12 protein-coding genes are annotated in these 13,209 nt (G+C 72.8%); 10 read left to right on the top strand and 2 right to left on the bottom strand.

Annotation, left to right across the window (positions count from 1 at the left end):
* Positions 1-98 precede the first annotated feature (98 nt).
* From EES41_RS21885 to glmM, 4 genes are all read left to right on the top strand, one after another.
* Positions 99-1,412: a glycosyltransferase family 87 protein gene (locus tag EES41_RS21885; protein WP_254211535.1), complete on the top strand. Its 1,314-nt coding sequence runs from the start codon at positions 99-101 to the stop codon at positions 1,410-1,412.
* Positions 1,413-1,646: 234 nt separating this feature from the next.
* Positions 1,647-2,090 (top strand): 50S ribosomal protein L13, encoded by a 444-nt coding sequence (gene rplM, locus EES41_RS21890; RefSeq protein WP_008739660.1) that lies wholly within the window; start codon positions 1,647-1,649, stop codon positions 2,088-2,090.
* A 42-nt stretch (positions 2,091-2,132) separates the two neighbouring features.
* Positions 2,133-2,648 carry a 30S ribosomal protein S9 gene (rpsI, locus tag EES41_RS21895; protein WP_008739658.1) on the top strand — a complete coding sequence of 172 codons (516 nt, stop codon included), beginning with the start codon at positions 2,133-2,135 and terminating at the stop codon, positions 2,646-2,648.
* 134 nt (positions 2,649-2,782) lie between these two features.
* Positions 2,783-4,141: a phosphoglucosamine mutase gene (gene glmM, locus EES41_RS21900; protein WP_123079966.1), complete on the top strand. Its 1,359-nt coding sequence runs from the start codon at positions 2,783-2,785 to the stop codon at positions 4,139-4,141.
* Here glmM and EES41_RS21905 read toward each other — a convergent pair.
* Positions 4,138-5,118 (bottom strand): DUF389 domain-containing protein, encoded by a 981-nt coding sequence (locus tag EES41_RS21905; RefSeq protein ID WP_123079967.1) that lies wholly within the window; start codon positions 5,116-5,118, stop codon positions 4,138-4,140. The two genes, glmM and EES41_RS21905, sit on opposite strands and share 4 nt — an antisense overlap.
* Positions 5,119-5,142: 24 nt before the next feature.
* Positions 5,143-6,144 (bottom strand): type I pantothenate kinase, encoded by a 1,002-nt coding sequence (gene coaA / locus EES41_RS21910; protein WP_008739652.1) that lies wholly within the window; start codon positions 6,142-6,144, stop codon positions 5,143-5,145.
* A gap of 202 nt (positions 6,145-6,346) precedes the next feature.
* Between coaA and glmS the strand changes: the two genes are divergently transcribed.
* From glmS to tsaE, 6 genes are all read left to right on the top strand, one after another.
* A complete protein-coding gene (glmS, locus tag EES41_RS21915) occupies positions 6,347-8,194 on the top strand; it encodes a glutamine--fructose-6-phosphate transaminase (isomerizing) (RefSeq protein ID WP_123079968.1) in 1,848 nt (615 codons plus the stop codon).
* Between the two features lie 28 nt (positions 8,195-8,222).
* Positions 8,223-8,591 (top strand): holo-ACP synthase, encoded by a 369-nt coding sequence (locus EES41_RS21920; RefSeq protein WP_008739648.1) that lies wholly within the window; start codon positions 8,223-8,225, stop codon positions 8,589-8,591.
* A 91-nt stretch (positions 8,592-8,682) separates the two neighbouring features.
* A complete protein-coding gene (locus EES41_RS21925; RefSeq protein WP_123079969.1) occupies positions 8,683-10,071 on the top strand; it encodes an NAD(P)H-hydrate dehydratase in 1,389 nt (462 codons plus the stop codon).
* Positions 10,072-10,144: 73 nt separating this feature from the next.
* Positions 10,145-11,284, top strand: coding sequence for an alanine racemase (gene alr / locus EES41_RS21930; RefSeq protein ID WP_123079970.1), 1,140 nt, complete (start codon positions 10,145-10,147; stop codon positions 11,282-11,284).
* A gap of 12 nt (positions 11,285-11,296) precedes the next feature.
* Complete coding sequence (locus EES41_RS21935) at positions 11,297-12,526, top strand: alpha/beta fold hydrolase (protein ID WP_123079971.1); 1,230 nt, start codon at positions 11,297-11,299, stop codon at positions 12,524-12,526.
* The gene (gene tsaE / locus EES41_RS21940; protein WP_078489046.1) at positions 12,462-13,037 is read left to right on the top strand and encodes a tRNA (adenosine(37)-N6)-threonylcarbamoyltransferase complex ATPase subunit type 1 TsaE; all 576 of its coding nucleotides are present in this window, start codon (positions 12,462-12,464) and stop codon (positions 13,035-13,037) included. Before EES41_RS21935 ends, tsaE begins: the two co-directional genes overlap by 65 nt.
* Positions 13,038-13,209 lie beyond the last annotated feature (172 nt).

The following is a 13,209-nucleotide window of genomic DNA, read 5'->3' on the forward strand; positions in this document are numbered from 1 at the left end:
TCTCAGGAACCCGTCTGGGACGAGCGGCGCGTGGAGCGCGAGCGGTCCTAGGGAGCGCGAGCGGTCCTAGGGGCGGGCGGAACCGACTGGGAGGCGTTGTGGGGCTGAGGGCCGGCACCTGGCTCAGGAGATGGGACGGCGCCCGGGCGCGGGGGCCCGGGGAGCGGGCCGAGCGGCTCGTCGGGTGGCTGCTGAGGCCGGCGTCCCGGCCCTGGCAGGCCGTCTCGCTCGCGGTGCTCCTCGGCATCTGCGTCTCCACCAGCCTGCGCGGGAACTGGGGCTCCGACAACGCCTTCGTGGTCAAGGCCGCCGACGCGCTGCTCGCGGGCTCCTCCCCGTACGAGGACAAGCGGTTCCTGTACCTGCCGAGCGCCGTGGTCATGGCGGTGCCCGAGGCGCTGCTGCCGACGCCGGTGCTGCGCTGGCTGCTGCCGGTGGGGATGTCGGGGCTGCTGGCGGTCGGCTGGTGGGCGGCGCTGCGGCTGTTCTCGGTGCCGCTGCGGTCCCGGTTCGCGGTGGGCGGTTTCGCGCTGTTCGCGATCGCCTACAAGCCGTACGTGAACCTCGTGCTGATCGGGAACTGGACGGCCATCTCCGCGGCCGCCCTGCCGGTGGCGCTGCTGCTCGCGCACCGCAGGTCCTGGGTGGGCGCCGGGCTGGTGGTGGGGCTGGCGATCGCCTGCAAGCCGATGCTGGTGCCGGTCGGACTGCTCTTCGTACTGGCCCGGCAGTGGCGGGGGCTGGCGGCGGCGGTGCTGCTGCCGGTGACGGTGTCGCTGGCCGGGGCGCTGCTGATGCCGAGCCCGACGCTGTTCTTCACCAAGACGCTGCCGTTCCTGCTGGGCGGGCAGGACGCGTACGCGCTGCCCTGGGACGCCTCGCCGATAGCGGTGCTGCCGCGGCTGGGCGTGCCGCAGCCGGTGGCGGTCGCGGTGGCCTTCGCGGGGGCCGCAGGCGGGCTGTGGGGCGCCTGGCGGCGCTGGCGGCGGCCGGACCCCGCCCAAGGCGAGGGGGGTGACGAGGGGCAGCTGAGGCTGGTGGAGACGGCCTGCATGGTGATGCTCGCCGCATTCCTGGTCTCCCGTCCCTCCTTCGACCACTACCTCCTGGTGGTGCTGCCGCTGCTGCTGGCCTCGGGGGTGCGGCCCGGCTCGATGCCCCGCTCGCCCTGGTTCTGGCTGGCCCTGACGCCCCAGGTGGCCCTGCTCCCGTGGCCCTCGGAGCTGGCCCACAAACGGCGCGCCTTCAAGGACTGCGCCACCCTGTGCGGGCTCGCGATCCTGCTGGCGCGTCGTGCACTGCTCTCCGGTCGGGTTACCCTGGAGCCCGTAACAACTGCGGGGTCCCCACCCAGGACCGAACCGGAGTGCGCCGCGACGCCAGCAGCATCGGCATCGCGGACCGCGTTTTGACCCGTACGGGTCTGCTTGGGTATCCTGCTGGTTTGTTATGCGTATTGGCTTTCTCATTCTCACGTGAAAGGGCCTTGCGCCGGTCCACCGGACCGATGACCAGCAGTTCACACGGGTTGCGTCCCCGATGTGAACGAGGGCTGTCGTGATCGTCCGTGGTGACCCTGTCAGGACCCGTCCCTTTGGGCTCACGCCCTGGGGATGACCCACCACTGAAGAAGCGAAGGCATACGCGTGCGTACGTTCAGCCCCAAGCCCGGCGACATCTCGCGCCAGTGGCTCGTCATCGACGCCCAGGACGTTGTCCTCGGCCGTCTGGCGACCCAGGCCGCCGCCCTCCTGCGCGGCAAGCACAAGCCGACTTACGCCCCCCACATGGACATGGGCGACTTCGTCATCATCGTCAACGCCGACAAGGTTCACCTGTCCGGCAACAAGGCGTCGCAGAAGATGGCGTACCGCCACTCGGGCTACCCGGGCGGTCTCCGTTCGGTGCGCTACGACGACCTCCTGGCGAACAACCCGGAGAAGGCCGTCGAGAAGGCCATCAAGGGCATGCTCCCCAAGAACACCCTGGGCCGTCAGATGCTCTCGAAGCTGAAGGTCTACTCGGGCGACCAGCACCCCCACGCTGCCCAGCAGCCGGTGCCGTTCGAGATCACCCAGGTCGCGCAGTAGTTCCGGCCACCCCCTAAGACGTAGAAAATTCTGAGGAGCATCGTGGCCGAGACCACCGCCGAGACCCCCGTCGAAGAGTTCGAGGGCGTCGAGGAGTACACCACCGAGTCTGAGGTCGTCGTCGAGGGCGACTACACCTCCGAGTCCCTTGCCGGTCGCTTCGGTGACCCCCAGCCGGCCGCCGGCCTGGGCCGTCGCAAGAACGCCATCGCCCGCGTCCGGATCGTTCCGGGCACCGGCAAGTGGAAGATCAACGGTCGCACCCTTGAGGACTACTTCCCCAACAAGGTGCACCAGCAGGAAGTCAACGAGCCGTTCAAGCTCCTTGAGCTCGACAACCGCTACGACGTCATCGCGCGCATCGCGGGTGGCGGCGTCTCCGGCCAGGCCGGCGCCCTGCGCCTCGGCGTGGCCCGTGCGCTGAACGAGGCGGACGTCGACAACAACCGCCCGGCGCTGAAGAAGGCCGGCTTCCTTTCCCGCGACGACCGTGCGGTCGAGCGCAAGAAGGCCGGTCTCAAGAAGGCCCGTAAGGCTCCGCAGTACAGCAAGCGTTAATCTGCGCCTGCTGTTCAGCAACGAAACCGCCCCGGCAGCACTCTCCGTGCTGCCGGGGCGGTTCGTTTACCGCCACAAGCGGCAATACCTGGCACAAGCGGTCACACACAATCAGTGAACTCGGGAGGACAACAGTGGGACGACTCTTCGGGACGGACGGTGTACGAGGCGTCGCCAACGCGGATCTGACGGCTGAGCTCGCGCTCGGCCTCTCCGTGGCGGCTGCGCACGTACTCGCCGAAGCGGGCACGTTCGCGGGCCACCGGCCGACGGCCCTGGTCGGCCGCGACCCCCGGGCCTCCGGCGAGTTCCTTGAGGCCGCGGTCGTCGCGGGCCTCGCGAGCGCGGGCGTGGACGTCCTGCGCGTCGGTGTGCTGCCCACCCCGGCGGTGGCGTATCTCACCGGTGCGCTGGGCGCCGACCTCGGCGTGATGCTCTCCGCCAGCCACAACGCGATGCCCGACAACGGCATCAAGTTCTTCGCGCGCGGCGGCCACAAGCTCGCCGACGAGCTGGAGGACCGCATCGAGTCGACCTACGATCAGCACCGCACCGGCGCCCCCTGGGACCGGCCCACCGGCGCCGGCGTCGGCCGGGTCTCCGACTACGACGAGGGCTTCGACAAGTACGTCGCCCACCTCATCGGCGTGCTGCCCAACCGCCTCGACGGGCTGAAGATCGTCCTGGACGAGGCGCACGGCGCGGCCGCCCGCGTCTCGCCCGAGGCCTTCGCCCGGGCCGGCGCCGAGGTCATCACCATCGGTGCCGAGCCCGACGGCCTGAACATCAACGACGGGTGCGGCTCCACCCACCTGGGTCTGCTGAAGCAGGCCGTCGTCGAGCACGGCGCCGACTTCGGCATCGCGCACGACGGCGACGCCGACCGCTGCCTCGCGGTCGACGGCGCGGGCGAGGAGATCGACGGCGACCAGATCCTCGCGGTGCTGGCGCTGGCCATGCGCGAGGCGGGCCAGCTGCGCGGCAACACGGTGGTCGGCACCGTGATGTCGAACCTGGGCTTCAAGCTGGCCATGGAGGGCGAGGGCATCCACGTCGTGCAGACCGGAGTCGGCGACCGCTACGTGCTGGAGTCGATGAAGGAGAACGGCTACGCGCTGGGCGGCGAGCAGTCCGGCCACGTGATCATCCTCGACCACGCGACCACCGGTGACGGCACCCTGACCGGCCTGATGCTGGCGGCGCGCGTCGTGGCCACCGGCCGGTCCCTGGCCGAGCTGGCCGGCGTCATGCAGCGGCTGCCGCAGGTCCTGGTCAACGTCCCGGACGTGGACAAGTCCCGCGTCTCCACCTCCGCCGAGCTGGCCGCGGCCGTCGCCGAGGCCGAGCGCGAGCTGGGCACCACCGGCCGGGTGCTGCTGCGCCCGTCGGGTACGGAGCCGCTGGTGCGCGTGATGGTCGAGGCCGCCGACATCGAGCAGGCCCGCGCGGTGGCGGGCCGGCTCGCCGACGTCGTGAAGTCGGCGCTGGGCTAACGCCGGCCCGGCCCGTGCTGCCGGGGGTTCAGCCCCCCGGAACGGCGGATCCAGCGACCTCGCTGGGTCCGCCACAGTGCTTTCTGGGCGTACAGGGTCAGCACGCCGGCCAGCATGATGCCGCACAGGTTCAGCAGGAGCTGCTCCAGCGATCCCCACATCTGGCCGAACTCCCCGTAGCTGAGGGCGACGGCGGCGTTCGCCGCGGCCGGGACGGTGGTCACGGAGATCGCCACGCCGACGAGCGCCCCGGACTTCGCGGAGGTCAGCGAGAGCGTGCCGGCGATGCCCGCGAGCAGCGACACCACCAAGGACAGCGGGTCCGGCTGCCAGATGAAGTTCGTGTTCGGGCGGGGCTGGTCCAGCATCTCCCGCGAGAACTGCCCGATGGCGTCCATCCCCAGGCTGAACACGGTGGTGGCGGCGATCCCCACGGCGAAGCCGATCAGCAGGGCCGTCAGGGAGCGCAGCGCGAGACGCGGCTTGGAGCGGACGATCCCCGTGCAGACCCCCGCCAGCGGGCCGAACTCCGGGCCGACGGCCATCGCGCCCACGATCAGGATCGAGTTGTCGAGCACCACACCACAGGACGCGATCATGGTCGCGAGGATCATGAACCCGCAGTAGGTGACGGAGAGCGTGGACTCCTCGTGGGTCGCCTCGGCCAGCTGCTCCCACAGGACGGCGTCGGCCGCCTCCCCCGGGGCCTCCTGCTCGGCCGCGTCCGCCCGCTCGGACAGGGACAGGTCGATGTTCTCGACGGCGATCGAGCCGTCCTTCTCGATGCCCAGGCCCTGGAGCTCCCGCAGCAGCTCGTCCCCGGCCTCCCGGGCGACGTCGCAGAGCACGAGGTCGCCCTCGGGGTCGCGCGCGGCGCCGGGCAGCACGACCACGTGCGTGGTGCCGACCGTCGATTCGATGACCGACAGCGCGGACTGCGTACGGTCGGGCGGGACGATCAACCGGAGGTGCAGCATGCCCGCACCTTAAGGGCCGGGCGGTCAGAGCTTGCGGAGGCTGAGTTTCTGCACCTTGTGATCAGGGCCCTTGCGGACGACGAGGGTGGCGCGGCCGCGGGTGGGGGCGACGTTCTCCAGCAGGTTGGGCTTGTTGATCGTGCGCCACATGGTCTGCGCGTACTCCAGGGCCTCCTCCTCGGAGACCTGGGTGTACTTGCGGAAGTAGGAGAACGGGTTCTGGAACGCGGTCTCGCGGAGCTTGCGGAACCGGTTGAGGTACCAGCGCTCGATGTCCTCGGGGCGGGCGTCCACGTACACGCTGAAGTCGAAGTAGTCGGCGAGGCCGACGCGGGTGCGGCCGTCCTTGCCGGGCAGGGCCGGCTGGAGGACGTTGAGCCCCTCGACGATGAGGATGTCGGGGCGGCGTACGACGAGCCGCTCGCCCGGGACGATGTCGTAGATCAGGTGCGAGTACACCGGGGCCGTGACCTCGTCCTTGCCGGCCTTGATGTCGGCGACGAAGCGGGTCAGCGCGCGGCGGTCGTACGACTCGGGGAAGCCCTTGCGGGCGGTCAGACCGCGCCGCTGGAGCTCCTTCATGGGGTAGAGGAAGCCGTCGGTGGTGACGAGCTCGACGCGGGGGTGCTCGGGCCAGCGGGCGAGCAGGGCCTGGAGCAGGCGGGCCACCGTGGACTTGCCGACGGCGACGGAGCCGGCGACGCCTATGACGAAGGGCGTGCCCTGCTGGGCGCCGTGACCGTTGCCGGCGTCCCCGAGGAAGGTGTTCAGGGTGCCGCGCAGCTGGCTGGTGGCGCCCACGTACAGGTTGAGGAGGCGGGAGAGCGGGAGGTAGACGTCCCGGACCTCGTCGAGGTCGATGACGTCGCCGAGACCGCGCAGCCGCTCGACCTCGTCGGCGGTGAGGGGGAGCGGGGTCCGCTCTCTCAGGGCGCTCCACTCGGCCCGGGTGAGGTCGACGTACGGCGAGACCTCGGCCCGGCGCGGGGGGCGGTCGGCCCGGTCGGTCCGGTCGGGGCGCTCCATCGCGCTGTCCGGCGTGCTTCGTGGCGGCGAAGTGATCACAGGGCCATTGTCGGGGCTCGGGGCCGGTTGTGGGTGGTGGGCTCGGTCACGTACGGGGCCGGGGGCACGGTTGCGGGCGGGGTCACGGGTGGGGTCACCGGCGTGGGTTTTCGTCTTGTTCAGGTCCCTGGCAGGAGCCGGACGGGGGCGTACCCTGCCGCCTATGTGCGGAATTGTGGGTTACGTGGGAGCGCAGTCGGCGCTCGATGTGGTCATCGCCGGACTCAAGCGACTGGAGTACCGCGGCTACGACTCGGCCGGGGTCGCCGTGCTCACGGACGGGGAGCTGGCCACCGCCAAGAAGGCCGGCAAGCTGGTCAATCTGGAGAAGGAGCTGGTGGGGCACCCGCTGCCGGCCGGCTCCGCGGGGCTCGGGCACACCCGGTGGGCGACCCACGGCGGGCCCACCGACATCAACGCGCACCCGCACCTCGACAACGCGGGGCGGGTGGCCGTCGTCCACAACGGGATCATCGAGAACTTCGCCGCGCTGCGCGAGGAGCTGGCCGAGCGCGGGCACCGGCTGGAGTCCGAGACGGACACCGAGGTCGTGGCGCACCTGCTGGCGGAGCGCTTCGGTGCCTGCGGGGACCTGGCGGAGGCCATGCGGCAGGTCTGCCGGCGGCTGGAGGGCGCGTTCACGCTGGTCGCGGTGCACGCCGACGCGCCGGACGTGGTGGTCGGCGCCCGCCGGAACTCGCCCCTGGTGGTGGGCGTTGGAGAAGGCGAGAACTTCCTCGCCTCGGACGTGGCCGCCTTCATCGCCCACACGCGGTCCGCGATCGAGCTGGGGCAGGACCAGGTCGTCGAGCTCCGCCGCGAGGGGGTGACGGTGACCGACTTCGGCGGTGCGCCGGCGACCGTGCGGGCGTACCACGTGGACTGGGACGCCTCGGCGGCCGAGAAGGGGGGATATGACTACTTCATGCTCAAGGAGATCGCCGAGCAGCCGAAGGCTGTCGCCGACACCCTCCTGGGCAGGATCGACGCGAACGGCTCGCTGACCCTGGACGAGGTGCGCATCCCCGCCTCGGTGCTCCGGGAGGTCGACAAGGTCGTGATCGTGGCGTGCGGTACGGCGTACCACGCGGGCATGATCGCGAAGCTGGCGATCGAGCACTGGACCCGCATCCCGTGCGAGACGGAGCTGGCGAGCGAGTTCCGCTACCGCGACCCGATCCTGGACCAGCGGACGCTGGTGATCGCGATCTCGCAGTCCGGCGAGACCATGGACACCCTGATGGCGCTGCGGCACGCGCGCGAGCAGGGCGCCAGGGTGCTGGCCGTCTGCAATACGAACGGGTCGACTATCCCCCGCGAATCGGACGCCGTGCTGTACACGCACGCCGGTCCGGAGGTGGCCGTCGCCTCGACCAAGGCGTTCCTGACGCAGCTGGTGGCCTGCTATCTGGTCGCGCTGTACCTCGGGCAGGTGCGGGGTACGAAGTGGGGCGACGAGATCGAGGCGGTGATCCGGGAGCTGTCGGAGATCGCCGGCGCGGTGGAGACCGTACTGGAGACCATGGAGCCGGTGCGGGCGCTGGCGCGGTCGCTGGCGGACAAGGACACGGTGCTGTTCCTGGGGCGGCACGTCGGGTACCCGGTGGCGCTGGAGGGCGCGCTCAAGCTCAAGGAGCTGGCGTACATGCACGCCGAGGGCTTCGCGGCGGGCGAGCTCAAGCACGGGCCGATCGCGCTGATCGAGGAGGACCTGCCGGTGGTGGTGGTCGTGCCGTCGCCGCGCGGGCGCTCGGTGCTGCACGACAAGATCGTGTCGAACATCCAGGAGATCCGGGCGCGCGGGGCGCGGACCATCGTGATCGCGGAGGAGGGCGACGAGGCGGTCGTCCCGTACGCCGACCACCTGATCCGGATCCCGGCCACGCCGACGCTGCTCCAGCCGCTGGTGGCGACGGTGCCGTTGCAGGTGTTCGCGTGCGAGCTGGCGACGGCCCGGGGCAACGAGGTGGACCAGCCGCGTAATCTCGCGAAATCGGTGACGGTGGAGTAGATGGCGGAGCAGGCAGGGGTCTGGTGTTGTGATTATCGGTGTGGGGATTGACGTTGCCGAGATCGAGCGGTTCGGCGCCGCGCTGGAGCGGACGCCGCACCTGGCGGGGCGGCTCTTCATCGATGCCGAGTTGACGCTGCCGAGCGGCGAGCGGCGCGGGGTCGCCTCGCTCGCCGCCCGGTTCGCGGCGAAGGAGGCCCTGGCCAAGGCGCTCGGCGCGCCCGCCGGGCTGCTGTGGACGGACGCCGAGGTGTACGTCGAGGAGAGCGGGCAGCCGAGGCTGCGGGTGTCCGGGACGGTCGAGCGGAGGGCGCGGGCGCTGGGCGTGAAGTCCTGGCACATCTCGCTGAGCCACGACGCGGGGGTGGCCTCCGCCGTGGTGATCGCCGAGGGGTAGTCGAGGCGAGGGGCGCGAGGGGTCGCCCGGAAGGTCCGTCGGGAGGTCCGTCGGGAGGTCTGCCGGGAGGTCCGTCGGGCAGGCTGGGGGCATGCGTACTGCTTACAGCGTGGAGACCGTACGGGCCGCCGAGCGCGAGCTGATCGCCAGGCTGCCGGAGGGCGCCCTGATGCAGCGGGCCGCGGCCGGGCTGGCCGCCGTGTGCGCGGGGCTGCTGCGGAAGGTGTACGGGGCGCGCGTCGTCCTGCTGGTCGGCCCCGGGGACAACGGCGGCGACGCCCTGTACGCGGGCGCGCGGCTCGCGCGGCGCGGGGCCGGGGTGACGGCGGTGGCGATGGATCCGGAGCGGATCCACGAGGGCGGGCTACGGGCGCTCCTGGCGGCCGGCGGCCGGCTCGCGGACGGCGTTCCCGCGCGGGCCGACCTGGTCCTTGACGGGCTCGTCGGGATCGGCGGGCGGGGCGGCCTGCGGCCGGCCGCGGCGGCCCTGGTGGAGCGGATCCCCGCCGGGGCGGTGGTGGTGGCCGTGGACCTGCCGAGCGGGGTGGACGCGGACACCGGGGAAGTGGCGGGAGCGGCCGTACGGGCCGACGTCACGGTGACGTTCGGGGCGTACAAGCCGGGGCTGCTCATCGACCCCGGGGCCTCGCGGGCCGGGGCGGTGCGGCTGGTGGACATCGGGCTGTCGCTGCCCGAACCGGAGGTCGAGGCGCTGCAGGACGCCGAGGTGGGGGCGCTGCTGCCGGTGCCGACGGCTTCGAGCGACAAGTACCGGCGGGGCGTGGTCGGGGTCGTCGCCGGGTCGGCGCAGTACCCGGGCGCGGCGGTGCTGGCCGTGTCGGGGGCGCTGCGGGGCGGCGCGGGCGCGGTGCGGTACGTGGGGCCGGCGGTGGACGCGGTGCTCGCGCGGTACCCGGAGACGCTGATCGGGCGGGGCCGGGTGCAGGCGTGGGTGATCGGCCCGGGACTGGGCACCGGCCGGGCCGCCGAGGTCGCGGAGGTCCTGGCGGACCCGGTGCCGGTGCTGGTCGACGCGGACGGGCTGCGCGGGCTGGACCCGGCGGTGCTGCGGGGCCGGCCGGCCCCGACGCTGCTGACCCCGCACGCGGGGGAGGCGGCGGCGCTGCTGGGGGTCTCGCGGGAGGAGGTGGAAGCGGCCCGGCTGACGTCGGTCCGCGCGCTGGCCGCGAAGTACGGGGCGGTGGCGCTGCTGAAGGGCTCGACGACGCTGGTGTCCGCCGCCGGGGGGCCGGTACGGGTGAACCCGACGGGGACGCCGTGGCTGGCGACCGCGGGCAGCGGTGACGTCCTCTCGGGGCTCACGGGGTCCCTGCTGGCGGCGGGCCTGGACGCGGTGGACGCCGCCTCGGTGGGCGCGTACCTGCACGGCCTGGCGGCCCGCCGAGCCGCCTCCGGCGCCCCCCTCCTGGCCCAGCACATCGCCGAGTCCCTCCCGGAAGCCTGGCGCCAACACCCCTGACGCCGCCGCCCGTGCCGCGCGCCGCGTCGAGCCACGGAGGGGGTGGGGCGGGCGTTCTGAGAGACTGTGCGGGATGAACGAGACAGCGACGCGCGTGTACGCCGAGATCGATCTTGATGCCGTACGGGACAACGTGCGCGCCCTGCGGGAGCGGGCGCCGCGCGCCCGGGTCATGGCCGTCGTCAAGGCGGACGGCTACGGGCACGGCGCCGTCCCCTGCGCCCGCGCCGCCCTGGACGCCGGCGCGGCGTGGATCGGTACCGCCACGCCCCAGGAGGCCCTCGCGCTCCGCGCCGCCGGCATCGACGCTCCCCTCATGTGCTGGCTGTGGACCCCCGGCGGGCCCTGGCGGGAGGCCGTCGAGGCCGGCATCGACGTCTCCGTCAGCGCCCTGTGGGCCCTCGACGAGGTACGGGCCGCCGCCCGCGCCGCCGGCCGCACCGCGCGGATCCAGCTGAAGGCCGACACCGGCCTCGGCCGGGCCGGCTGCCAGCCCGCCGACTGGGCGGAGCTCGTCGGCGCGGCCGTCGCCGCCCAGGCCGAGGGCACCGTCCGGGTCACCGGCCTCTGGTCGCACTTCGCCTGCGCCGACGAGCCCGGCCACCCCTCCGTCCCGCTCCAGCTCGCCGCGTTCCGCGACATGCTCGCGTACGCCGAGAAGGAGGGCGTCGAGCCCGAGGTCCGGCACATCGCCAACTCGCCCGCGACCCTCACCCTCCCCGAGAGCCACTTCGACCTCGTCCGCTGCGGCCTCGCCGTCTACGGCGTGTCGCCCGCCCCCGAGCTCGGCACGCCCGCCCAGCTCGGGCTGCGCCCGGCGATGACCCTCAAGGCCTCCGTGGCGCTGGTCAAGGCCGTCCCCGCCGGGCACGGCGTCAGCTACGGGCACCACCACGTCACCGCCGGGGACACGCGCCTCGCGCTGATCCCCGCCGGGTACGCCGACGGCGTCCCGCGCCACGCCTCCGGCCGCGGGCCGGTGCTGGTCGGCGGGAAGGTCCGTACCGTCGCCGGGCGCGTCGCGATGGACCAGTTCGTCGTCGACCTCGGCCCCGACGACCTGGTCGAGGCGGGTGACGAGGCCGTCCTCTTCGGCCCCGGCGACGGCGGCGAACCCACCGCCGAGGACTGGGCGCAGGCCGCCGACACCATCGCGTATGAGATCGTCACCCGTATCGGCGGCCGGGTGCCCCGGGTGTACCGCAACGGCTGAGCGAGGACGGGCGTGGGTGACGGCGTGGGCGACGGCGTGAGCGAGAACTGGCGCAAGGCCGGCTGGGCCGGCGCCGCCATCGGTGTCATCGCGGCGGGCGCGGCGGCCGGAGTCGCCATGGAGCGGCTCACCGTAGGCCGCGGCATGCGCATGAAGGCCCGCCTCGCGCTCGACGCCGCCGGGGACTACGGGTCCCTGCGCGGCACCGAGGGGACCACCCGCGCCGAGGACGCCACCGAGATCTACTACGAGACCGACGAGCTGCCCGAGGAGAAGGGCAGCCGGGGCCGCCTGCTGCGCCGCAAGGCCGCGGCCGCGCCGACCGTCGTGTTCTGCCACGGCTACTGCCTCAGCCAGGACTCCTGGCACTTCCAGCGCGCCGCCCTGCGCGGCGTGGTCCGCTCCGTCTACTGGGACCAGCGCAGCCACGGCCGCTCCGCGCGCGGTCTCGCCCAGGCCGACGGCGACCCCGTGACCATCGAGCAGCTCGGCCGCGACCTGAAGGCCGTCATCGACGCGGCCGCGCCCGAGGGCCCGCTCGTGCTCGTCGGGCACTCCATGGGCGGTATGACGATCATGGCGCTGGCCGAGCAGTTCCCCGGGCTGGTACGGGACCGCGTGCTCGGGGTGGCCCTGATCGGCACCTCCAGCGGGGGCCTGGGCGAGGTCACGTACGGGCTGCCGCTGCCCGCCGCCGGGCTGAGCGCGGTGCGGCGGGTGCTGCCCGGGGTGCTGAGGGCGCTCGGCTCCCAGGTCGAGCTGGTCGAGAAGGGCCGCCGGGCCACCGCCGACCTCTTCGCCGGGATGGTCAAGCGCTACTCGTTCGGCTCGCGCGACGTGGACCCGGCCGTCGCCCGCTTCGCCGAGCGGCTCATCGAGACCACCCCCATCGACGTGGTCGCGGAGTTCTACCCGGCGTTCCAGATCCACGACAAGTCCGCCGCGCTCCAGCGGTTCGCGGACATCCCCGTCACCGTCATCGCCGGGGACCGCGACATGATCACCCCGGCGGCGCACAGCGAGGCCATCAAGGCCGAGCTGCCGGCCGCCGAGCTGACCGTCCTGGAGTCCGCCGGGCACCTGATGATGCTGGAGTACCCGGAGACCGTGACGGGGCTGCTGGGCGACCTGCTGGTGCGCACCGGAGCCGTGGCCGCAGCGACTAACGTTGGCGGGCATGGAAGAAGTACCGCGGGAAGCACCGCAGGAACCGCAGGAAGTACCCCGCAGCCGGGCCACTGACGCCGCTGCCCAGGCCCTCGTCACCGTCGACTCCCCGGACTCCATGCGGGAGCTGGGCCGCAGGATCGCGGGCCTGCTGCGCCCCGGCGACCTCGTGCTGCTGACCGGCGAGCTCGGCGCCGGCAAGACCACCCTGACCCGGGGCCTGGGCGAGGGTCTCGGGGTGCGCGGGGCCGTGACCTCGCCGACCTTCGTGATCGCCCGGGTGCACCCCCCGCTGGGGGACGGACCGCCGCTGGTGCACGTGGACGCGTACCGGCTCGGCGGCGGGCTGGACGAGATGGAGGACCTGGACCTGGACGTCTCGCTGCCCGAGTCCGTGGTCGTCGTGGAGTGGGGCGACGGCAAGGTCGAGGAGCTCTCCGACGACCGGCTGCACGTGGTCATCGCGCGGGCGGTCGGGCACGAGGAGGTCCTGGACGATGTCCGGGAGGTCTCGGTGCACGGGGTCGGGGCGCGCTGGGCGGACGGCGCCGGGCTGGAGGAGCTCTCCGGAGTCCTCTCGGAGTAGCCGTCCGTCCCGGCGATCGCCCCGGGGACGACCGCCCCGGTGGCCGTCCCGGCGGCCGCCGGGGGTAAACGTACCGACAACTCGTCGGCAAGATATTGCGCTGGTGGTGGGGGTCGTGGTCACATGGTACCGAAGCTTTCTTAGGTATGCCTAAGTTCGGCGTCCGGACCCC

The organism is Streptomyces sp. ADI95-16, from assembly GCF_003721495.1.
Taxonomy (GTDB): Bacteria; Actinomycetota; Actinomycetes; order Streptomycetales; family Streptomycetaceae; genus Streptomyces; species Streptomyces goshikiensis.